The sequence below is a fragment of the Streptomyces sp. HUAS MG56 genome (assembly GCF_058673395.1).
The window spans coordinates 4,670,435-4,691,310 of record NZ_CM178722.1 but is presented as its reverse complement, the minus strand read 5'-3'; the positions used below and the strand labels follow the sequence as shown (position 1 = coordinate 4,691,310).

The following is a 20,876-nucleotide window of genomic DNA, read 5'->3' as shown; positions in this document are numbered from 1 at the left end:
CTATGAACGCCAAGTCCGACGTGCGGCTCCCCGCTGTTTCCGTGATCATGCCCGTCCTCAACGAGGAGCGGCATCTGCGCGGGGCCGTCCAAGCGATCCTCGCGCAGGAGTACGCCGGCGAGATGGAAGTCGTGATCGCCCTCGGTCCGTCCACGGACCGCACGGACGAGATCGCGGCCCGGCTCGTGGCCGAAGACGCGCGCGTGCACACCGTTGCGAACCCGACCGGCCGTACGCCCGCGGCGCTGAACGCGGCGATCAAGGCCTCCCGGCATCCGATCGTGGTCCGCGTCGACGGCCACGGCATCCTCTCGCCGAACTACATCACGACCGCCGTCCGGCTCCTGGAGGAGACCGGCGCGCAGAACGTCGGCGGCATCATGCACGCCGAGGGCGAGAACGACTGGGAGCACGCCGTCGCGGCCGCCATGACCTCGAAGATCGGGGTCGGGAACGCCGCCTTCCACACGGGCGGCGAGGCCGCCCCCACCGAGACGGTCTACCTCGGCGTCTTCCGCCGGGAGGCGCTGGAGCGGCAGGGCGGCTACAACGAGGAGTTCATCCGCGCCCAGGACTGGGAGCTGAACTTCCGCATACGGGAGGCCGGCGGCCTGATCTGGTTCTCGCCGGAGCTGAAGGTGTCGTACCGGCCGCGGCCCTCCGTGCGGGCGCTGGCCAAGCAGTACAAGGACTACGGCCGTTGGCGGCACGTCGTCGCGCGCTACCACTCCGGCTCGATCAACCTGCGCTACCTCGCCCCGCCGACCGCGGTGTGCGCGCTGGCGGCGGGCGTCGTGGTCGGCGCCGTTCTCACCCCGTGGGGCTTCGTCGTCCCCGGCGGCTACCTCGCGGCGATCGCCGCGGGCTCCGTCCCGGCGGGCAGGGGCCTGCCCCTGAAGGCCCGCCTGCAGATCCCCGTGGCCCTCGCCACCATGCACATGTCGTGGGGCTGGGGCTTCCTGACCAGCCCGAGGTCGCTGGCGAAGAAGGTCATCGCGTCCCGGCGGCCGGCGGTCCTCAGCTCGCACTGAGCCGGCGAACAGGGCCCCTCTCCGGCAGGGGCCCTTCCGCTACCACTGATACGGCTTGTACACGTCCATGCACTGCGACGTGTCCGAGCCGTTGACGGCGTCGGAACCCGTGGGGATGTCCCCGGCCTTCGGCTTCGACTGCCGGGGGTACGACGTGCCGGTGCGCCAGTCCGCGCCGACGACGACCGTGACTCCGGACACCCCGGTCGACTGCTGCACCGAACCCGCCGGAATACCCAGCGCCTTGGCCACGGCCTGGGCGTCGCCCGCCAGGTCCGCGCTCGGGTACTGCACGACCGTCTTGTCCACGGACTGCGTCACGGAGGTGTCCGCCGCCGCCCTCGCGTAGCCCTGCTGCGCGAGGGCCTGGCCGATCGCCCCCGCCCGGCCCGGCACCGCCGCCTCGGTCGAGCTCTGGGTGGCGTTCTGCACCAGCACCCCGAGCCGGGCCGGGTCCGTCGAGGGGGCCTTGGCCGTCTTCCCGGACTTGTCCGCGGTGTCCGTCTTGTCCGCGGGCTGCTTCGTGTCCGCGCCCTTGCCGCCGCCGTCGTCCTTGCCGTTCTTGTCGAGCGGCACGTCGTCGCGGAGCATCTGCCACAGCTTGTCGGCGTTCGCCGTGTCCGGCACCACGTGGTTCGTGGGGTCCTGCGGATCCTCGATGTTGGGCATCGTCACCGACGTGATGCGGTCGGACGGCACCGACTTCATCTCCATGCCCAGGTCGTACAGCTTCTTGACCGTACCGATCTCCTCGGAGACCTTCAGGGACTTGGTGGCCGCCTCGGCCAGGTTCATCAGGCGCCCGGTGTCGGTGAAGACGTTCTGCTGCCGCAGCGTGCGCATCATCGAGTTCAGGTACATGTGCTGGGCGCGCGCCCGCATCAGGTCACTGCCCCAGGCGTGCCGGGTACGCAGCCACTGCAACGCCTGTACGCCCTGGACCTTGTGCGTGCCGGCCGTCAGCTTCAGTCCGGAGCCGCCGCGCTGGGCCGCGGTCGGGTGGTCCCACACGTTCTGCTTCACACAGACGTCCACTCCGCCGATGGCGTCCGCCATGCTCACCACACCGGAGAAGTCGATCGTCATCCAGTGGTCGATGTAGACCCCGGTGAGGTTCTCCCAGGTGGACAGCGTGCAGCCGGCCCCGCCGCGGGCCAGGGTGGTGTTGATGATGTTGTTCGTCGCCGGGTAGACCTTGCCCGTCTCGGAGTCCGTGCACCGGGGGATGTCGACCCGGGTGTCCCGGGGGATGCTCACCATCGCGGCGCTCTTGCGGTCCGCGGACAGGTGGATGAGCATCTGCACGTCCGCGTTCGGAGGGCCCCCGACGCTGTCCCTGCTGCCGCCGAGCTGCAGGTTCTCGGGCGAGTTGCGGCTGTCCGAGCCGATCAGCAGGATGTTCAGCGGGGTCTGCCCGGCGGCGTTCGGCGCGGTCTTGTGCGCCTTGGAGTCGCCGCTGCTGCGCGCGCCCTTCTGGATGTTGCCGTTGAGGTGCTGGTAGTAGAGGTAGCCGGCGCCCGCCGCGCCGAGTATGACCACCGCGAGCACGCTCGCCGACCAGCGCAGGGCGCGCCGTCTGCGTCGTCGCCGGTCGGTCTTCGCGCCGCCCGGCGGCCGGCCTCCGCCGTGCCGGCCGGAGCCGTCCGCCGCGTCCGTGGACCGCGGCGTGAGCGACATCGTGTCGCCCTCCGCGGGAGCCTCTCCCCGCACATCGCTCTGCGCCAAACTTCCTGCCCTCCCCACCCTTGCGCCCCACCCCTGGTCATGAAAACGGGCCCGTCCCGCGTCGGGTTAGACGCACGACGGGCCCGAAGGGTTACCTATGAAGCGCACTTGGCCTCGCCGGCCGTCGACCCGTCGACCTTCGGTGCCTTCGACGGAGCGGTGAGCGAGACACCGGCGCCCTTGAAGTCCTTGCCCAGGGTCAGCGTCATCGCCGGCAGACCCTGGGAGTTGATCACGCTCTTGCCGGGGACGAGCGCCGAGCCGGGCAGCCCCATCAGGGCGGCCAGTTCCCGGGCCTGGGCGGCCTGGTCGGGGGCGTACTCCAGCGTGGTGTTCTTCACCTCGGCCGGTGCGTTGCCCGCGTTCTCCGACTTCAGCACGCCCTTGTCGGTCTGCAGCCAGGACAGCTCCTCCTGCGCGCTGCCCGACTGGGCACCGCCGTTGAGGATCCGCACCCGCACGTCCGACGGCGCGGACCTGCTGCCCTTGAGCTGGGCGGCCTGGGCGTCCTTCGCCGCCTTCTGCTTCTTCTTCACGTCGGTGAAGGAGACGTCGTTCTGGATCGCCTGGAAGACCGCGGGTGCCGTCGACTGGTTCACGACGACGGTCGCGTGGACCTTCTCGGCCGGGTTGTCTATCACCGGCACCGTGGTGAAGGTGATGTTCTTCGGCGGCACCTTCTTCATCTCCAGCGCCATGTCCTTGAGGGTGCTGATGCTCTTGATGCCGGTGTCGACGGTCAGCGCCTTGGTCGCGGCCTCGGCCAGGTCCAGCAGCTTGGAGGGGTTGGTGAGGGTGTCGCTGGAGGACATCTTGCGCATGAGCGAACCCAGGAACTGCTGCTGGACCTTGATGCGGTCCAGGTCGCCCTGGTTGCCGAAGCTGTGCCGGGTGCGCACGAAGGCGAGGGCCTGCTCGCCCTCCACCACCGACTTGCCCGCGGGCAGCTTCAGATGGGACTCCTTGTCGTTCACCGGGTGCGCGACGCACACCTCGACGCCGCCCACCGCGGTCGACAGGGTCTTCACCGCGTTGAAGTCGGCCATCATGAAGTGGTCCACGTGGATGCCGGTGACCTCCTCGACGGTGCGCATGGTGCAGCCCGGGTCGCGGCCGTCCTGCCCGAGGCTCGTGTTGAAGCGCACGTTCTCCGTGCCGGGGATCACCTTGGTGCTGCCGTCCGGCTGCTTCGTCGGGCAGTCCGGGATGTTGACGATCAGGTCGCGCGGGATGCTCAGCGCGGTGGCGTTCGTCCGGTCCTTGGACACGTGCAGCAGGATGTTGGTGTCCGCGTGCCCGACGCTGCCCGCGTCGCCGTAGCCCTCGTTGCCCTTGCCCGTGCGCTTGTCGGTGCCGATGACCAGGAGGTTGAAGGCCTCGTCCTTGCTGAAGCCCTTGGAGCCCGCGTCGCCGACGTCGGTCGAGCTGATGTTGCCTTCGAGGTGCTGGAGATAGAGATAGCCGGCGGCACCCGCTGCGACCAGCACGAACGCCGTGCCGCCCGCGGTCCACGCGAGGACCTTCTTGGCCTTCGACTTCTTCTTCCCGTCCCTCTGCGCCGGCCGTCGCGCGGCGCGTCGCCCCTGCGGGGTCTCCGGCTCGCCGCCCCGGCGCCGGGCCGAGCGCGGCCGGGGCACCTCGGCGCCGCCCACCTGGCTCATCTCCCGGGTCTCCCCGGCGGCCATGTCGTTACGGCGGCGCCGCGCACCGCCGCCCTCCTGGGCGGCCGGTCTGCGGGGAGAGGGCACCTGCGACTGCGCTGCGGAAGTACCCAGTCGCAGTTCGTATTCGCCGGTATTCGGATTGAGTACCCACTGGTCGGCGGGATCGATGTTGTCCGCCCGCCCACGGCCTTGCGCGTCCACGGTTGTCCGAATCCTCCGTCGGGGCCACGCGGCGCCTTCCCCCGCAAAGGCGCTCGGGTCTCGGTGAATCGGTGCACGGCTCCAGGACTGGCCTCGCGCCGGGTGCACCGGATCGCTCACACTATCCGCCCAGTTCAGCGTCCAGCGACGCCGGTGACAAATTCGCCCTCCCTACAACTGGGCAATCCCCCTCATATTCTGAACGGAATTCGGGCGCGCCGGTGTGCGCTCACGCGCAGCCGTGCTCGGCGGCCGTACTGCCGCGGAAGGTCGGCGCGGGGGAGGGCGAGCCCTTGCCGCCCGTGTCCCCGCCGGGCCGCGCGGTCTTCCCGGGCGTTTCCCGGGCCACCGCCACGGGCTGATCGGCGCGCAGCCGCGTGAACAGTTTCCCGGCCTCCGGCTCCACGAGTTGGTCACGGTTGGCGTCGTGGACGTACGGCTTCCTCGGTACCGTCAGGAACTGCACCTGTTTGATGGGAATGTTGCGCAGCCCCCGCACCAATTGGTACAAGCCGCGCAGACTGGCCAGTTCCGGATCGGCGGTCAGTGAAGAGGTCGCCGCGTCCAGCACCGGATAGAGCTTCACCGGATTCAGCAGTACGTCGCTGCTCTGCATCTTGTTGACGAGTGCGCCGAGGAACTGCTGCTGCCGTTCCATCCGCTCGGTGTCGCTGCCGTCGCCCAGCGACTCGCGGGCCCGGACGAACCCGAGCGCCTGCTCGCCGTCCAGCATGACCTCCCCCGCGGGCAGCGTCAGCCTGGCCGCCTTGTCGTGGACGGGCTCCTTCAGGCAGACGCGCACCCCGTCGACGGCGTCCACCATCTCCTTGAACCCGCTGAAGTCCACGACCACGTGATGGTCGATCCGGATACCCGTCAGCTTCTCGACGGTACGGATCGAACAGGCCGAACCCCCCACCGCGTAGGCGCTGTTGAACATCGTGAACACCGGCGCGCTGCGACTGCCGTCCGCCCGCAGACAGCGGGGGACGTCCACCATCAGGTCTCGCGGCAGCGACACGGCGGTGGCGCTGCGCCGGTTCGCGGCGAGGTGCAGCAGGATCGTGGTGTCGGACCGCTCGCTGCCCAGATCCCGCCCGTAGCGCGCGTTGCCGTCCCCGGACCGGGTGTCGGAGCCGATCAGCAGGATGTTCTGCGCACCCTTCACCAGCGCGGTGGGGCGCTCCCGCTCGTACCGGGCGAGCTCCCGGGCGGCCGCGTCGTCCGCGGTGATGTTGGCGTCGAGGGCGGCGTAGAGGAGCCAGCCGCCCCCGGCGGCCGCCGCGACGGACGCGGCCAGCCCGAGCGCCCCCCGCCGCATCCACCGCCGCCGACGCCTCCGCGCCGGCCCGTCCCCGACGGCCGAGGCCCCGAGCCCGGGACCGAGGGCCCTGCCTGCGGTGTCGGTCACGGGCGGGGCACCCCCTCATCGGCGTACGAGCGTCACGTGCTGCTCTCTCGACGATGGCCGGGATGGCGGCGGGCGGCGCCCTCAGCTAGTCCGAGCGGGGGAGAACGGCCCCTACCGCCGTACCGCGGTCACCCGCTCGCTCTCGATCCGCTGGGCGAGCGCCTCCTCGCCCAGCCGGTCCGGATGCCGGCAGAGCACCACGGACCCACCGGAGGCGAGCGGCGAGAACAGCCCCGCGCTCAGCCCCTCCCAGGTGTCGTACGGCAGCCCCGACAGCAGCCGCGAACCGGGCCCCGTCAGCTCCAGCTCCGCCGCGTCGGCGAGCGCCTTCTGCACGACCTCGGCCGCGCTGAACTCCGCGCCGGCGACGATCAGCGCCGGCGCGTCCGCGTCCACCGGAGCGAACGGCACGAACCGGTCGCCCTGCCCCGGCACCTCCACGGCGTAGTCGAGGAACCCGTCCGGCGGCTGCGGGAAGCGCCCGCCCAGCGGCCGCAACGCGAGAGCGACCCGCTCGCCCCGGCACGCCCGCGCCGCGTCCAGCGAGTCCGGCCCGCTGACCACCACGTCGGCCACGGACGGCTCCCCGCCCACGTCGGCGAGGGCGCCCACCGACGCACAGGCCAGCAGCCACACGGCCGTCTGCCAGTGCGCGGGCAGCAGCAGGGCGACCCGGTCGCCGGGCTCGACGGAGAGTTCGCCCTGAAGGAGGTTCGCGGTCTTGGCCACCCAATTGGCGAACGTGGCCACGGACAGTTCGACACGTTCGCCCGTGGCGTCGTCGTAGAAGGTCACCAGCGGGCGGCCGGGGTCCGCGGCGAGCGCGGAAGCCAGCAGGTCGGCAGGGGTGCGATCGGTGGCGTTCACCCGGGAAAGGGTACGCGCGGGCGGTCACCGGCCGTGCGTGCCCGTGCCACCGGTTCGGCGGAACCTTTCCGACGGTCCGTCAGATCACCTGTGGACAGACTTGTCTGACTGTGTTCAAGATCGTAACTATGCGTGGACTTCTCACCCATTTTTCCGGTGTGCCCCTGATTGCCACCGCGTGCGCTGCCACCGCTCTCGCGCTCCCCTCCCTGCCCCTGCCCGCGAACACCGCGAACGCCGCGCCCGTGGCCGCCGTGTCCGCCGCGACCGCCGTGTCCGGGGCCGGCGACCCGGGAAGCACCCGCTCGCTGCCCCTCGCCCCCCTCTCCCGCGCGCGCGTCCTCGGCGCCGCCCCGGAACAGGGCCTGTACCGGGCGGGCGGCGAGCACTTCTCGCTGCTCGGGGTGGTGTGGGACGACCCCGGCGCCGAGCTGCGCGGCCAGGTCCAGGTGCGCACGCGGGCGGCCGGCACGGGGGCCTGGTCCGACTGGCAGGACGTCGAGACGCACAACGGGGGACACGGCCCCGACCCCGGCACGGCGGAGGCGGCCTCGCGCCGGGTGCGCGGGGCGACCGCACCGCTGTGGGTGGGGGCCTCGGAGGGGGTGGACGTACGGGTCCGCGCGGCGTCCGTACCGGTGCGGGACGGACGCCGCGCGGCCGGAGCGCGGGCCTCGGCGCCGTTGCCGTCCGGGCTGCGGCTGGAACTCGTCGATCCGGGGGACGACGGAACGCCGCCGGACGCACCGGCCGGCACGCCCCACACCGTTCCGGACACGGAGGCGGCGCGCGCGGCCTCCGCCGCCAACACCGACGTCGCGGGCTTCGGCGCCCTGGAGATCCCGGAGCTCGACAAGGCGGCGACCGAGCGGGAACTCACCCGCCTCAAGGGCCCGGCCCGGACGGCGTCGTACATCGGGGCGCGCCCGCGGATCGTCACCCGCCTGGGCTGGGGCGCGGACGAGTCACTGCGCGAACCCGGGTTGGGCTACACGAGGACGGTCAAGGCGGCCTTCGTGCACCACACGGGCTCGGGCAACCAGTACAGCTGCTCTCAGACCCCCTCCGTCATCCGCAGTATCTACCGCTACCACGTCAAGAGCATGGGCTGGCGGGACATCGGCTACAACTTCCTCGTCGACAAGTGCGGAACCGTCTACGAGGGCCGGGCCGGGGGCGTGGCGAGGGCGGTGCTCGGCGCGCACACTCTCGGGTTCAACGGCGACAGCATGGGCATCGCCGTGATCGGCACATACACCGGGACGGAGCCGTCCGACGCGGTGGTCACGGCCCTCGCCCGGCTGACCGCGTGGAAGCTCGGGCTGAACGGCGCCGATCCACAAGGCAGGACATATCTCACGTCGGGTGGAGGCAACCTCTACCGGAAGGGTAAGAACGTGCAGCTGAACGTGATCTCCGGCCATCGGGACGGGTTCGCCACCGACTGCCCCGGCGCGGCGCTCTATGCCAGGCTCGGAACGGCTCGTTCCGCTGCCTCCGACTACCAGGGACGCTGAACGGGCGGCCGTCGCGGGCGCGGTGAACGGGGCTCGCGTTCACCGCCGTCGGCGGGGGCGCGCCGGTCTCACACCGTTCTATTACCGATCTCGTGGAAAACCTCGCGGTCGTCAAGGGCGCCGTCGCTACGGTCTGCATACACTGACCGGCCGAAGCCGAAACGAGTAGTAACGAGTAGTTCGACCGGTCCCGGCAGGAAGAAAGCAGAGACGACAGGTGACAGAAGCGATCCTCCTGGTCGGCGGCAAAGGCACCCGGCTGCGTCCACTGACGGTCCACACGCCCAAGCCCATGGTTCCGGCCGCCGGCGTACCGTTCCTCACGCACCAGTTGGCGCGGGCCAAGGCGGCCGGCGTGGACCACATCGTCCTCGCCACCAGCTATCTGGCCGAGGTCTTCGAGCCGTACTTCGGCGACGGCTCCGCTCTCGGACTGAGCATCGAGTACGTGACGGAGGAGGAGCCCCTCGGCACCGGCGGCGCCATCCGCAACGTCGCCTCGCGTCTGCACTCCGGGCCCGACGAACCGGTCCTGATCTTCAACGGCGACATCCTGACGGGCCTGGACATCGAGGCCCTGGTCGACACGCACCGTTCGACGGGCGCGGACGTCTCCCTGCACCTGACGAAGGTGGCGGACCCGCGCGCCTTCGGCCTGGTCCCGACCGACGAGACCGGCAGGGTGCTGGCCTTCCTGGAGAAGCCGCAGACGCCCGAGGAGATCGTCACCGACCAGATCAACGCGGGGGCGTACGTCTTCCGCCGCTCGGTCATCGACTCGATCCCGCTGGGCCGCCCGGTCTCGGTGGAGCGCGAGACGTTCCCGGACCTCCTCGCGGCCGGAGCCCACCTCCAGGGCATGGTCGACTCCACCTACTGGCTGGACCTCGGCACCCCGGCAGCCTTCGTCCGCGGCTCGGCGGACCTGGTCCTGGGCCGCGCGCCGTCCCCGGCCGTCCCGGGCCGCTGCGGCGACCGCCTCGTCCTGCCCACGGCCACGGTGGCGCCGGACGCCAAGCTGACGGGCGGCACGGTGGTGGGCGAGGGCGCGTTCGTGGCCGAGGGCGCCCGTGTCTTCGGCTCGACGATCCTGCCCGGCGCCGTCATCGAGCCGGGTGCGGTCATCACCGACTCCCTGATCGGTACGAAGGCCCGCGTCGGCGAGCGCTCCGTGCTCACCGGCACGGTCGTCGGCGACGGCGCGATCGTCGGCCCCGACAACGAACTGCGCGAGGGAGTCCGGGTGTGGTGCGACGCCCGCATCCCGGCGGGCGCGGTGCGGTTCTCCTCGGACCAGTAGTGAAGGGCCGGTAGTTCGCCGGTAGTTCGGGTCAGCCGTGACGAGGGGGCCCGGGGACCACTCCCCGGGCCCCCTCGGCCGACCCCGGCGCAGGACGCCTCACAGCAACCCGATGTCCACCCGAGGCATCTTCGGTGCCCGCCGGGCCGGCACCTGCCCGCTCAGCAGGATCAGCCGGGCCGCCCGATGCCGCTGCCCGGCGTACGGCTCCAGCAGGCGCAGCATCCGGGCGTCGTCGGCATGACGGTCCCCGGCCAGCGCCCATCCCACGATCCCCGGCAGGTGCAGGTCCCCGACCGTCACCGCGTCCGCCGCACCGTGACTGCGCTGCACGACCTCCGCCGACGTCCACGGCCCCACTCCGGGCACGACCTCCAGCCGCGTCCGCGCCTCGGCGGCCGACATCCCCACCGCCTGCTCCAGCCGCGCGGCGACCCGTACGGCCCGCAGGATCGTCGACGCCCGCTTGTCGTCGACGCCCGCCCGGTGCCATTCCCAGGAGGGGATCAGCGCCCAGGTCCGCGCCGCCGGCATCACCCGCATCGGCCGCTCGGACACCCCGGCGGGCCCCGGCGCCGGCTCCCCGAACCTCCGCACCAGCAACCGCCAGGCCCGGTACGCCTCGTCGGTCGTGACCTTCTGCTCCAGCACCGACGGGATCAACGACTCCAGCACCAGCCCGGTCCGCGTCAGCCGCAGCCCCGGCCGCCGGTGCCGCGTCAGCGCCACCACCCGGTGCCGGGGCACGAACGCCTCCGGGTCGTCGGCCGCGCCCAGCAGTTCGGGCAGCCCGTCCAGCAGCCACTCGGCCCCCGGCCCCCACGCCTCGCCGAGCACCTCACCGGCGTACGCCCGCACCCGCAGCGTGCCCGGCCCGGCCGGCGTACGGCAGGCCCGCCACACGGATCCGTCCGGCGTGGCCCGGAACGTGGGATCGGCGGGCCCGCGCCGCAGCGGTCCGAGCACCAGCCCGAGATCCAGCGGCCCCTGCGGCGTCCACCGCCGCACCCGCGCCGCCGCCGTCGCCTGCCGCGGGATCGGGCCAGGGGGGAGCGTGGGCCGCTGGGGGAAACGTCCTGCCACGAGTGAGGTCCTAGGAGAGCCGGTGCCGTGCTGCTACGAGAGTAGGCGGTGCGGGAAGGAGCCGTGCGGGACTTTCCCGCACCGCCCCCTCCCGGCTCACCGGACCTCGATGAACGCCCCCGCGTCCCGCTCCGGCCGCGGTCCCGGCTCCGCTGCCGGATGCCCGACCGCCACCGCGCCCATCGGATCCCAGTCCGCCGGCAGCCCGAGCGCCTCGCGCACCACGTCCCGGCAGAACATCGTGGACGACACCCACGCCGAGCCCAGCCGCTCCCCGGCCAGCGCGACCAGGAAGTTCTGCACGCCCGCGCCCGCCGCGACGACGAACATCTCCCGCTCGGCGCCGTCCCGCCGCGCGTCCCCGTAGTGGTGCGAACCGTCCATGACGAGACACGGCACGACCAGACAGGGCGCGTGGCGCAGCACATCGCCCCGGCGCACCCGCTTCGCTATGGACTCCTCGCTCCTGCCGTCCCGGCGCAGGTCGGCGATCCAGGCCTCCCGCATCGCGTCCAGCAGCCGCCGCCGTGACTCCTGCGACTCCAGCAGCACGAACCGCCACGGCGTCGTGTGGTGCGGTGCCGGTGCCGTCACCGCCGCGGCCACCGCGCGCCGGACCGCGCCGGGGTCCACGGGCTCGTCCGTGAAGGCCCGGACCGTGCGCCGCTGGGTGACCGCCTCGCGGACCGCCTCGGAGGTGCCGAGCCGGAACATGTCGTCCCGCGCGGTCCGCACCAGCGCCCGCGCGCCCTCCTCCGGCTCCCCGCCGACGACATGGGGCAGACCGCGGACGACGGCGACCGGCCGCCCGGACGCCTTGCCCTTGACCAGGTCTCCCGCCGCCGCCAGTTCGTCCGCCGTGGCCACGACCGTCGCGCTCAGCGGATTGCCGTACGCGTCCGTGCCGCCGCGCAGGTCGTCCAGCACGCGCACGCCGGCCGCGCCGATCGCCACGTCCGTGAGCCCCGAGCGCCAGGGCCGCCCGAAGGTGTCGGTGACGACCACGCCCACGTCGACGCCGAGCGTGGCGCGCAGTCCGTCGCGGATCGCGCGCGCGGAGGCGTCCGGGTCCTCGGGCAGCAACAGCACCGTGCCCGCGGGGGTGTTGGAGGCGTCGACCCCGGCCGCGGCCATGACCAGGCCCTGCCGGTTCTCCACGATGCGCAGCGTGCCGCGGCGGGCCACCACCCGGACCGTCTCGGCGTCGATCGCCGCCTCCCGGTCGGTGGCCTCCGTGATCCGGCCCTCGGCCTTGGATACGATCTTCGAGGTGACGAGCAGCACGTCCCCGTCGGCCAGGCCCGGCTCGGCGGCGGCGATCAGCTTGGCGAGGTCGTCACCCGGCTGCACCTCGGGGATGCCGGACAGGGCCCGGACCGTGTACTGCGCGCCCCGCGGGCGGTCCTCGCTCACGCTCCCCGCACCTCCTCGGCCAGCGCCAGCGCCTCGCGCGCCATCTGCGCGGCCGCGTCGACGTCGGTCATCATCAGCGGCACGGCCCGGCAGCGGATGCCGTCCGCCTCGACCCGCTCCACGGCGGCCGCGTCCACGGTGTCGACGAGCCAGCCGTCCAGCAGCCCGGAGCCGTAGTGCTCGGCGACCGCGGCGGCCGTGGACTCCACGCCGACCGCGGCGAGGACCTTGTCGGCCATCCCGCGCACGGGCGCGTCCCCGACGATGGGGGACAGGCCCACCACGGGCACGCCCGCCTCCGCGATGGCCTCCCGGGTGCCGGGCACGGCCAGGATCGTGCCGACGGACACGACCGGGTTGGACGGCGGGAAGAGGATGACGTCCGCCGCGGCGATGGCCTCCAGGACGCCGGGCGCCGGCTTGGACTGCTCGGCGCCGACGGGCACGATCGCCTCCGCCGGGACCTCGGCGCGCAGCCGCACCCAGTACTCCTGGAAGTGGACCGCCCTGCGCTCGCCGTCGACCTCGACGGCCACGTGGGTCTCCACGCGGTCGTCGGTCATCGGGATCAGCTTCACGCCCGGCTGCCAGCGGTCGCACAGCGCCTCGGTGACCGCGCTGAGCGGATAGCCGGCGCCGAGCATCTGCGTCCGCACGATGTGCGTGGCGAAGTCCCGGTCGCCGAGGCCGAACCACTCGGGCCCCACGCCGTAGGCCGCCAGTTCCTCCTTGACCCGGAAGGTCTCGTCGGTCCGCCCCCAGCCCTGCTCCTCGTTGATACCGCCGCCCAGCGTGTACATCACCGTGTCGAGGTCCGGGCAGACCTTCAGCCCGAAGAGATGGATGTCGTCGCCGGTGTTGCCGATCACCGTGATCTCCGCGTCCGGCACGGCCCGCTTCAGACCGCGCAGGAAACGGGCACCGCCGATGCCGCCTGCCAGAACCACAATGCGCATGGCACCAAGTCTTGCAGGCGGGTACGACAACGCGTCAGGCAGTCACCGGACGAGCCTCGCAGTGCGGGGACGCGTGCATGGGCATCTCGGTCAGGCCCGGGTGGTAGACGTGCAGGCTGACCGCGGGCTCCAGGGCGTCGTTGACGACCTCGTGGACGTACCCCGGCGCGAACACGCGCTGGGCGCCCGCCGCCAACGCGCGCGTGCCGCGCTCGGTGCGCTCGGTGAGGGCGCCCTCCAGGACGGTGAGGACACCGGAGGAGCGGCCGTGGTCGTGCAGGCCGCTGCCCTGTCCGGGCACCCAGCTCAGCAGCCACACCTCGTAGCCGGGCCCGGTGCGCAGCCGGTGGTACCAGCGGGTCGTCGCGTCGTAGCGGACGAGGCGGGCCCACTGGGAGCGGTCGGCGGCGATCGTGCGCGCGAGGCCCGCGAACTCGGCGACGGTGGCCGGGTGCTCACGCGGCGGCTGGAGCAGGTGCGGGACTTCGAGGATGTCGCCCGCGATCTGGAGGTCGTTGTCGCTGTTCATGGGTGCGCTGGTTCCTCGGTGAAAGGAGGTCAGAGGGAACGGAGAAACGGGAACCGCGTCGCGGGGGACACGGCCGACAGCTGGAGCGGGGTGTGGCTCAACAGCCGGAACAGCAACAACAGCTACAGCGCGCCCGGGCAGCACCATGGGACCCGGCGGTGCGGGTCGAGGTGAGTGCCGAGTGCGCGAGCATGCCCTCTAGAACAGCGGTTCACACCTGTGGTGTCAACTCGACGCCCGACATGTGGGACACGCTTCACCTCATCCGGTTCATCTGTCAGGTGAAAGGTTTGCTCAGCCGAGTACCCGGACACATGCGCCACAACCGGGCACTCAAACCTCGTGCAACTCGATCGAACGCGGAGCCGTCTTTCTCCGTACAGAGATCTGTCAGAGGTCTGTACGAGGTTCGACCACCTCCGGAGCCCTCGCCTGCGCGTCAAGGTTTATGGCGATTTGAACACTTTCCGCACGGCCTTGGTTCCGCAGAGTGAATAACGGGCCCAATAGCAGATCTCGGCTTGACTCGCCCGGAGCAGCACACTTGTAATTTCACTCGTGTCGTTCAGCCGAAATCGGTAACGGCTGACGCACGGGGACGCGAAAGACAGACGAGGGGCGCACATGACCGAGCTGGTGCAGCAACTGCTGGTCGACGACGCGGACGAGGAACTCGGCTGGCAGGAGCGCGCGCTGTGCGCCCAGACCGACCCCGAGTCCTTCTTCCCCGAGAAGGGCGGCTCCACCAGAGAGGCGAAGAAGGTCTGCCTCGCGTGCGAGGTCCGCTCCGAATGCCTTGAGTACGCCCTCGCCAACGACGAGCGCTTCGGTATCTGGGGCGGCCTGTCCGAGCGGGAGCGCCGCCGCCTGAAGAAGGCCGCCGTCTGACCGCACATCCACACCAGAACGTCACGAACGGCCCGTCGCATGTGGGTTATCCACAGGCGGCGGGCCGTCGTCGCGGTCAGCCGATAGTGTGGTCGCTCGTCCGAGACGCACCGCTGTCCCCTCGACGCACGAGGAGACACAGGCGTCCACCGCAGTCCATCGAACCGGGGCCCGTACCTCGATGTCCGTGCACAGCCATACGGCAGCCCAAAACCCCGCCGCCACGTCGGGGTTCGACCCGTCCCGCCCGGGCGCGTTCGACCCGTCCCGCCCGTCCGCGTTCGACCCGTCCCGCCCGCCCGAGTTTCCGCGCCACGTGGTCACCGCCGTCCTCGTCGCCCACGACGGTGCCCGCTGGCTGCCCGACGCCCTCGCCGGCCTGCTCGGCCAGGAGCGCCCGGTCCAGCACGCGGTCGCGGCCGACACCGGCAGCGCGGACGACTCCGCCCGGCTGCTCACCGAAGCCCTCGGCGACGCCGGCGTCCTGCACCTGGCGCGCCGCACCGGCTTCGGCCAGGCCGTGGAGGAGGCGAGCCGCACCGCCCCGGTCCTCACCCCGGAAGAGCTGCCGTATCTCAAACGCCCCAGCGGCTGGGACCCGGTCACCCGCTCATGGCGCGACGACGCCTACGACCTGCCCGAGCTCCCGTACGGCGAGCCCGTCCAGTGGCTCTGGCTGTTGCACGACGACTGCGCCCCGGAACCCGACGCCCTCGCCGAGCTGCTGCGCGTCGTGGAGAACGAACAGGAGCTGGGCCGCACCGACGTGGGCATCGTCGGCCCCAAGCTGCGCGGCTGGTACGACCGCCGGCAACTGCTGGAGGTCGGCGTCTCCATCGCCAACTCCGGCCGCCGCTGGACCGGCCTGGACCGCCGCGAACAGGACCAGGGCCAGCACGACCACGTCCGCACCGTGCTGTCCGTGTCCACCGCCGGCATGCTCGTCCGCCGCGACGTCTTCGAACAGCTCGGCGGCTTCGACCGCCGCCTGCCCCTCATGCGCGACGACGTCGACCTGTGCTGGCGCGCCCACAGCGCCGGGCACCGCGTCCTCGTCGCCCCCGACGCGGTCGTCCGGCACGCCGAGGCCGCCGCCCGCGAGCGCCGCACCGTCGACTGCGCCGGCCGCACCAGCGCATCCCCGCACAAGGTCGACAAGGCCGGCGCCGTCTACACCCTGCTCGCCAACACCCGCACGGCAGCGCTGCCCTGGGTCCTGCTCCGGCTCGTCCTCGGCACCGCCCTGCGCACCGTCGCCTACCTCGTCGGCAAGGTCCCGGGCCAGGCCGTCGACGAGATCCGCGGCCTGCTCAGCGTGTTGCTGCGCCCCGAGCGGATCATCGCCGCCCGGCGCCGCCGCGGCTCCTCGCGGCTCGACAAGGGCGAACTGCGCCAGCTCCTCCCACCGCCCGGCGCCACCATCCGCGCCACCGTCGAGCAGGTCGCGGGCAACTTCTCCAGCGGCCGGGACAGCGAGACCTCCTCGGCGGGCCGGCACGGCGGCGCCATGGAGTCCGGCCCCGGCGGCGACGACGGCGACTTCCTGGAGATCGAGCAGTTCGCCCGGCTCAAGCGCATCGCCCGCAACCCCGGCCCGGTGCTCTTCCTGACCCTGCTGCTGATCTCCCTCGCCGCCTGCCGCGCCCTGCTCGGCAGCGGTGCGCTCGCGGGCGGTGCCCTGCTGCCCGCCCCGGCCGGCCCCGGCGAGCTGTGGTCCCGCTTCGCCGACTCCTGGCACCCGGTGGGCGCGGGCGGCTCCCCGTCCGCACCGCCCTACCTCGGGATTCTCGCGGCCCTCGGCACGCTCCTGTTCGGCTCCACCGGACTCGCGGTCACCGTCCTGCTGATCGCCGCCGTGCCGCTCGCCGGCTTCACCGCCTACTTCGCCTCCCGGCCGCTCGTCACCTCCCGGCTGCTGCGCGCGTGGGCCGCCATCGTCTACGCCTTCCTGCCCGCCACCACCGGCGCCCTGGCCGGCGGCCGCATCGGCACCACCGTCCTCGCCGTGCTGCTGCCGCTCATCGCGCGCGCGGGCATCGCCGCGAGCGGCCTCGCAAACCGCTCCGGCGCGCGCGGCAGTTGGCGCGCCACCTGGGCGTACGCGCTGCTGCTGACCATCACCACCGCCTTCACACCGATCGTGTGGCCCATCGCGCTGCTCCTCGGCCTCGGTGTGCTGGCCCTGCGCCGCACCGACCCCGTCGCCCACGGCCTGCGCTTCCTCGCCCAGCTCGGCACCCCGCTGCTGGTCCTCGCCCCCTGGTCGCTGACCCTGCTGCCGGCCGGCTTCTTCAAGGAAGCCGGCCTGGACTACGGCGCGTCCAGCGCCTCCGCGCTCGACCTGCTCGGCGCCAGCCCCGGCGGCGCGGGCACCGTGCACGGACTGATGCTCATCGGCATCGTCCTCGCCGCGCTCGCCGCCCTCCTGCGCTCCGAGCGACAGCTGGGCATCCGCACCGCCTGGGCCGTCGCCCTGGTCGCCCTCGTCTTCGCCGTCCTGTCCAACAGGTCCGCCTGGGCCGGACCGGCCACCCTCGTCTACGGCATCGCCCTGCTGGCCGCCGCCGCCCTCGGCGCCGACGGCGCACGCGCACGCGTGGCCGAGCAGAGCTTCGGCTGGCGCCAGCCGGTCGCCGCCCTGATCGCGCTCGCCTCCGTGGTGGGCCCGCTGCTCGTCGCCGCCGGCTGGATGATCGGCGGCGCCGACGGCCCCGTGAAGCGCCAGGACCCCACCCAGGTGCCCGCGTTCGTCGCCGAGGACGCCACCACCGGCGACCAGGCCCGCACCCTGGTCCTCGACAGCGACTCCACCGCGCGCGTGCGCTACACCCTGGTCCGCGGCTCCGGCGCCCGCATGGGCGACGCCGAACTCAGCGCCGCCGACGGCACGAACAGCCGGCTGGACAAGATCGTCGCCAACCTCGTCGCCGGCTCCGGCGCCGACCAGGCCGGCGAACTCGGCGGCTTCGCCGTGCGCTACGTCCTCGTCCACAAGGGCGCGCCCCGCGACTTCACCCGCGTCCTCGACGCCACGCCAGGCCTGTCCCGGCTCAGCCAGCAGAGCGGCAGCGCCCTGTGGCGCGTCGACCAGGAGGTCTCCCGCGCCGCCATCGTCCCCGCCGGCGGCACGGGCACCGCCCAGCCGGTCGGCGCCGGACCGGTGGAGATCCACACGACCGTCCCGTCCGGCGCGGACGGCCGCGTCCTGCGCCTCGCCGACACGGCCTCGGCCGGCTGGACGGCCACCCTGGACGGCAAGCCGCTCACCCGCACCACCGTCGACGGCTGGGCCCAGGGCTTCCAACTGCCCGCGAACGGCGGCAGGCTGGATGTCGTCTACGACGACCCGATCACCCACACCGCCTGGCTGTGGGCCCAGGGCGCGCTCGCTGTCGTCCTGGTCGTCCTCGCCCTGCCCGGCCGCCGCCGCGACGTCGACGACGACCTGCCCGAGGCGGAGCCCGTGCCGGCCCAGGTCCCGGCCGGCGAGGGCCGCCGCGCCCGGCGCCTGCGCGCCCAGGCCGAGGAACAGGCCGCCGAGCAGGCCGCCGAACAGGCCGGTGAGCCGGCGGAGGAGCAGGCCGCCGCGCCCGCGATGCCGGACGCTCCCCCGGCCCCCGCCGCCGTACCCCAGCAGCAGCCCTACGGCGAGTGGGACCAGTCCTCCTACGCGAACGCCGGCTACGGCGGCTACGCGACGGACCAGTACCAGCCCGCCGACCCGTACCAGACGACCGGCTACGACCAGCAGGGCTACGCCCACGACCCGTACCAGAACGGCCAGTACGACCCGTACGCCTACGGCGGCACGGCCGACCAGATGCCGTACGACCCGGCGGCCTACCAGCAGGCCTACGACCCGGCGTACGACCCCGCCCAGCAGGGCTACGACCCGGCCCAGCACCCCCACGGCACCGGCAGCGAGCGCCCCGACGGGAGCCAGCAGTGAACCGCACGACCCTGTCCCTGATCGCCGGCACCACCGCGCTGGCCGCCGTCACCGCGTTCGCCGCCCTCGACGGCCCGTCCGCGTCCGGCGCCACCGCGCCGAAGGCGGCGGCCAGCCTCCCGGTGGAGCGCACGAGCCTGCTGTGCCCGGCACCGAGCATCTCGGACATCGCCGACACGTCGTACACCTCGTTCACGCCCGTCACCCAGTCCACCGCGAGCAGCGGCAAGGCCCAACTCCAGGCGGCCGACGAGCAGTCGGCGGACGGCACGGGCAGCTCCGCTTCGGGCGGCTCCCCGGCCGGCCAGGGAGCCAAGGGGTCGCAGGGCTCGAAGGCCGGCAAGGGCTCCAAGGGCTCCAAGAGCGGGAGCGCGACGGCGAGCCAGCCGGTCCTCACCCCCAAGGCCCCCGGCACCCCGGCCACCGGCGACACCTCGGGCGCCGACGCGCCCGCGCTCATCGGCACCGCCGACGGCAGGTTCGCGCCCGGCTGGACCGTGCAGGAGACCACCGAGGTCGCCGCCGGCACCGGCCGCGGCCTCCAGGGCGTCAACTGCACGCCCGCGGACACCGAGTTCTGGTTCCCGGGCGCCAGCACGGCCGCGAGCCGGACCGACTACGTGCACCTGACCAACCCCGACGACTCCGCCGCCGTCGTCGACATCGAGCTGTACGACAAGAACGGCGCGGTCAAGTCCCCGCTCGGCGAGAACCTCACCGTTCCGCCGCACGCGAGCAAGCCGATCCTGCTCTCCACGCTCACCGACGAGCAGCAGTCCGACCTGACCGTGCACGTCAGCGTGCGCAGCGGCCGGGTCGGCGCGGCCGTACAGGCCCTGGACGCCAAGGCGGGCGGCGACTGGCTGGCCGCGGCCGCGGACCCGGCGCCCGAACTGGTGCTGCCCGGCATCCCCGCGGACGCCACCGACGTCCGGCTGATCACCTTCGCCCCCGGCGGCAACGACGCCGACCTCAAGGTCCGACTGGCCACGTCCAGCGGTCTGATCACCCCGGCCGGCAACGAGACCGTGCACGTGAAGTCCGGCATGACGACCGCCGCCGACCTCGGCCCCGTCACCCGCGGCGAGGCGGGCTCCCTGGTCCTGACCCCGACGGACCAGTCGGTCCCGATCGTGGCGGCGCTCCAGGTCGTGCGCGGCAAGGGCGACAAGCAGGAGACGGCCTTCATCCCGGCCACGGCCCCGGTCGCCGCCCGCGCGACCGCTGCCGACAACAGCGCCAAGGGCTCGACCCTGTCCCTGACCGCACCGACCGCCACGGCCACGGTCAAGGTCACCGCCTCGGCGGGCAGCGACGGCGGCACCGCGACGTCGAAGACCTTCACGATCAAGTCCGGCACGACCCAGAACGTCGCGGCCCCGGTCCCCTCGGGCCTCCAGGGCACCTACGCCCTCACGGTCGAAACGACCTCGGGCGGCCCGGTCTACGCCGCCCGCACCCTCACCGCCACCGAGGGCGGAGTCCCGGGCTTCACCATCCAGACCCTCCCGAACGACCGCGGAATGGTGGCCGTGCCGCAGACGACACAGGACCTGGGGGTGCTGCAGAAGTAGAAGCACCGGGGGCACCCGCCCCCGGCCCCCTAGTCCTCCCCGTACCGGGGATCCACGGTCTCCGGGGTCAGCCCCAGCAGCTCGGCCACCTGCTCCACGACCACCTCGTGCACCAGCGCGGCCCGCTCGTCGCGTCCCTTGGTCCGGATCTCCACCGGCCGCCGGTACACGACGACCCGCGCCTGCTGCCCGTCCCGCGCGGGCACGACCCCGCCGAGCGGCACGGCCTCGTCGCTCCACACCTGATCGCCCCGCGCGTCCAGCCGGGGCACCTCCAGCACGAGGAAGTCGATGTCGGCGAGCTGCGGCCACCGCCGTTCGAGCCGCTCCACGGAGTCCCGCACCAGGTCCGCGAACACCTCGGCACGGCTGGCCGAGAGCGGCACCTGCGGCGGTGCGATCGGTCCCCGCATGCCCCGCCCGTGACGATCACGGCGACGGGGCCCGGGGCCGCTGGCACGGGGCGGTACACGGTTGTCCATCACCGGTGAAGCGTAGTCCCCGCCCGCGTCCCCCGCCCTGCTCCACACGACGGCCCCGACCTCCCCGGGACGACCGGCCGGCCCCCGCGTCCCGCGGCCGTAGCCCACCCGATGTCACAGGATGACCATTCAGGCCAACGTCTGGCTCGTTTCCTTAACCCTCCAAGACCGCCGAGCTCAAGGCAATTGACGGTGTTTGTGCCGACTCATGACCGGATCGAATACCGCCTGCGACGCGCCGGGGACTCGTCCACGCAGGTCAACAGGGCCTCCACGAAAGGGTGTG

15 protein-coding genes are annotated in these 20,876 nt (G+C 72.8%); 6 read left to right on the top strand and 9 right to left on the bottom strand.

The genetic code is table 11. The features are described 5' to 3' along the window. Window positions 1–2 precede the first annotated feature (2 nt). Window positions 3–1,031, top strand: coding sequence for a glycosyltransferase family 2 protein (locus AC4OXY_RS22160; RefSeq protein ID WP_491994496.1), 1,029 nt, complete (start codon window positions 3–5; stop codon window positions 1,029–1,031). Window positions 1,032–1,070: 39 nt separating this feature from the next. Here the strand turns inward: AC4OXY_RS22160 and AC4OXY_RS22155 are convergent, their stop codons facing one another. The 4 genes from AC4OXY_RS22155 to AC4OXY_RS22140 form a co-directional block, all read right to left on the bottom strand. After that, window positions 1,071–2,708 carry an LCP family protein gene (locus tag AC4OXY_RS22155; RefSeq protein ID WP_491994495.1) on the bottom strand — a complete coding sequence of 546 codons (1,638 nt, stop codon included), beginning with the start codon at window positions 2,706–2,708 and terminating at the stop codon, window positions 1,071–1,073. Window positions 2,709–2,851: 143 nt separating this feature from the next. After that, the gene (locus AC4OXY_RS22150) at window positions 2,852–4,621 is read right to left on the bottom strand and encodes an LCP family protein (protein WP_362823257.1); all 1,770 of its coding nucleotides are present in this window, start codon (window positions 4,619–4,621) and stop codon (window positions 2,852–2,854) included. A 229-nt stretch (window positions 4,622–4,850) separates the two neighbouring features. Further along, on the bottom strand, window positions 4,851–6,032 hold the full coding sequence (locus tag AC4OXY_RS22145) for an LCP family protein (RefSeq protein WP_356035502.1): 1,182 nt from the start codon (window positions 6,030–6,032) through the stop codon (window positions 4,851–4,853). A gap of 111 nt (window positions 6,033–6,143) precedes the next feature. Beyond that, a complete protein-coding gene (locus tag AC4OXY_RS22140) occupies window positions 6,144–6,899 on the bottom strand; it encodes a TIGR03089 family protein (protein ID WP_356035499.1) in 756 nt (251 codons plus the stop codon). Window positions 6,900–7,027: 128 nt separating this feature from the next. Here AC4OXY_RS22140 and AC4OXY_RS22135 point away from each other — a divergent pair, with 128 nt between their 5' ends. Then, window positions 7,028–8,416, top strand: coding sequence for a peptidoglycan recognition protein family protein (locus AC4OXY_RS22135; RefSeq protein ID WP_491994494.1), 1,389 nt, complete (start codon window positions 7,028–7,030; stop codon window positions 8,414–8,416). Between the two features lie 217 nt (window positions 8,417–8,633). Then, complete coding sequence (manB, locus tag AC4OXY_RS22130; RefSeq protein ID WP_356035493.1) at window positions 8,634–9,716, top strand: mannose-1-phosphate guanylyltransferase; 1,083 nt, start codon at window positions 8,634–8,636, stop codon at window positions 9,714–9,716. Window positions 9,717–9,815: 99 nt separating this feature from the next. Here the strand turns inward: manB and AC4OXY_RS22125 are convergent, their stop codons facing one another. The 4 genes from AC4OXY_RS22125 to AC4OXY_RS22110 form a co-directional block, all read right to left on the bottom strand. Beyond that, complete coding sequence (locus tag AC4OXY_RS22125; protein ID WP_491994493.1) at window positions 9,816–10,799, bottom strand: DNA-3-methyladenine glycosylase family protein; 984 nt, start codon at window positions 10,797–10,799, stop codon at window positions 9,816–9,818. Between the two features lie 96 nt (window positions 10,800–10,895). Then, entirely contained in the window at window positions 10,896–12,212 is a 1,317-nt protein-coding gene (locus AC4OXY_RS22120; RefSeq protein WP_491994492.1) for a coenzyme F420-0:L-glutamate ligase, read from the bottom strand. Next, on the bottom strand, window positions 12,209–13,168 hold the full coding sequence (gene cofD / locus AC4OXY_RS22115) for a 2-phospho-L-lactate transferase (protein WP_491994491.1): 960 nt from the start codon (window positions 13,166–13,168) through the stop codon (window positions 12,209–12,211). The genes AC4OXY_RS22120 and cofD overlap by 4 nt, the downstream gene beginning before the upstream one ends. A gap of 34 nt (window positions 13,169–13,202) precedes the next feature. Next, complete coding sequence (locus AC4OXY_RS22110) at window positions 13,203–13,697, bottom strand: cysteine dioxygenase (protein WP_356035484.1); 495 nt, start codon at window positions 13,695–13,697, stop codon at window positions 13,203–13,205. 624 nt (window positions 13,698–14,321) lie between these two features. On the opposite strand from AC4OXY_RS22110, the gene AC4OXY_RS22105 reads away from it, so the two are divergent. The 3 genes from AC4OXY_RS22105 (at window position 14,322) to AC4OXY_RS22095 (ending at window position 20,108) form a co-directional block, all read left to right on the top strand. Then, the gene (locus AC4OXY_RS22105) at window positions 14,322–14,585 is read left to right on the top strand and encodes a WhiB family transcriptional regulator (RefSeq protein ID WP_003975777.1); all 264 of its coding nucleotides are present in this window, start codon (window positions 14,322–14,324) and stop codon (window positions 14,583–14,585) included. Between the two features lie 181 nt (window positions 14,586–14,766). Further along, window positions 14,767–18,534, top strand: a complete 3,768-nt coding sequence (locus AC4OXY_RS22100; RefSeq protein WP_491994490.1) for a glycosyltransferase — start codon at window positions 14,767–14,769, stop codon at window positions 18,532–18,534. Beyond that, window positions 18,531–20,108 carry a DUF5719 family protein gene (locus AC4OXY_RS22095; protein WP_356035481.1) on the top strand — a complete coding sequence of 526 codons (1,578 nt, stop codon included), beginning with the start codon at window positions 18,531–18,533 and terminating at the stop codon, window positions 20,106–20,108. The genes AC4OXY_RS22100 and AC4OXY_RS22095 overlap by 4 nt, the downstream gene beginning before the upstream one ends. 29 nt (window positions 20,109–20,137) lie before the next feature. Here the strand turns inward: AC4OXY_RS22095 and AC4OXY_RS22090 are convergent, their stop codons facing one another. Beyond that, window positions 20,138–20,590 carry a metallopeptidase family protein gene (locus tag AC4OXY_RS22090; RefSeq protein ID WP_356035542.1) on the bottom strand — a complete coding sequence of 151 codons (453 nt, stop codon included), beginning with the start codon at window positions 20,588–20,590 and terminating at the stop codon, window positions 20,138–20,140. Between the last annotated feature and the right edge of the window lie 286 nt (window positions 20,591–20,876).

What these genes read in the sequence shown, in the direction of transcription:
- AC4OXY_RS22155 (WP_491994495.1), bottom strand. Translation starts at nt 2,708, where the DNA reads ATGTCGCTCACGCCGCGGTCCACGGACGCGGCGGACGGCTCCGGCCGG.
- AC4OXY_RS22100 (WP_491994490.1), top strand. Translation starts at nt 14,767, where the DNA reads ATGTCCGTGCACAGCCATACGGCAGCCCAAAACCCCGCCGCCACGTCG.
- AC4OXY_RS22110 (WP_356035484.1), bottom strand. Translation starts at nt 13,697, where the DNA reads ATGAACAGCGACAACGACCTCCAGATCGCGGGCGACATCCTCGAAGTC.
- cofD (WP_491994491.1), bottom strand. Translation starts at nt 13,168, where the DNA reads ATGCGCATTGTGGTTCTGGCAGGCGGCATCGGCGGTGCCCGTTTCCTG.
- AC4OXY_RS22105 (WP_003975777.1), top strand. Translation starts at nt 14,322, where the DNA reads ATGACCGAGCTGGTGCAGCAACTGCTGGTCGACGACGCGGACGAGGAA.
- AC4OXY_RS22090 (WP_356035542.1), bottom strand. Translation starts at nt 20,590, where the DNA reads ATGGACAACCGTGTACCGCCCCGTGCCAGCGGCCCCGGGCCCCGTCGC.
- AC4OXY_RS22135 (WP_491994494.1), top strand. Translation starts at nt 7,028, where the DNA reads ATGCGTGGACTTCTCACCCATTTTTCCGGTGTGCCCCTGATTGCCACC.
- AC4OXY_RS22160 (WP_491994496.1), top strand. Translation starts at nt 3, where the DNA reads ATGAACGCCAAGTCCGACGTGCGGCTCCCCGCTGTTTCCGTGATCATG.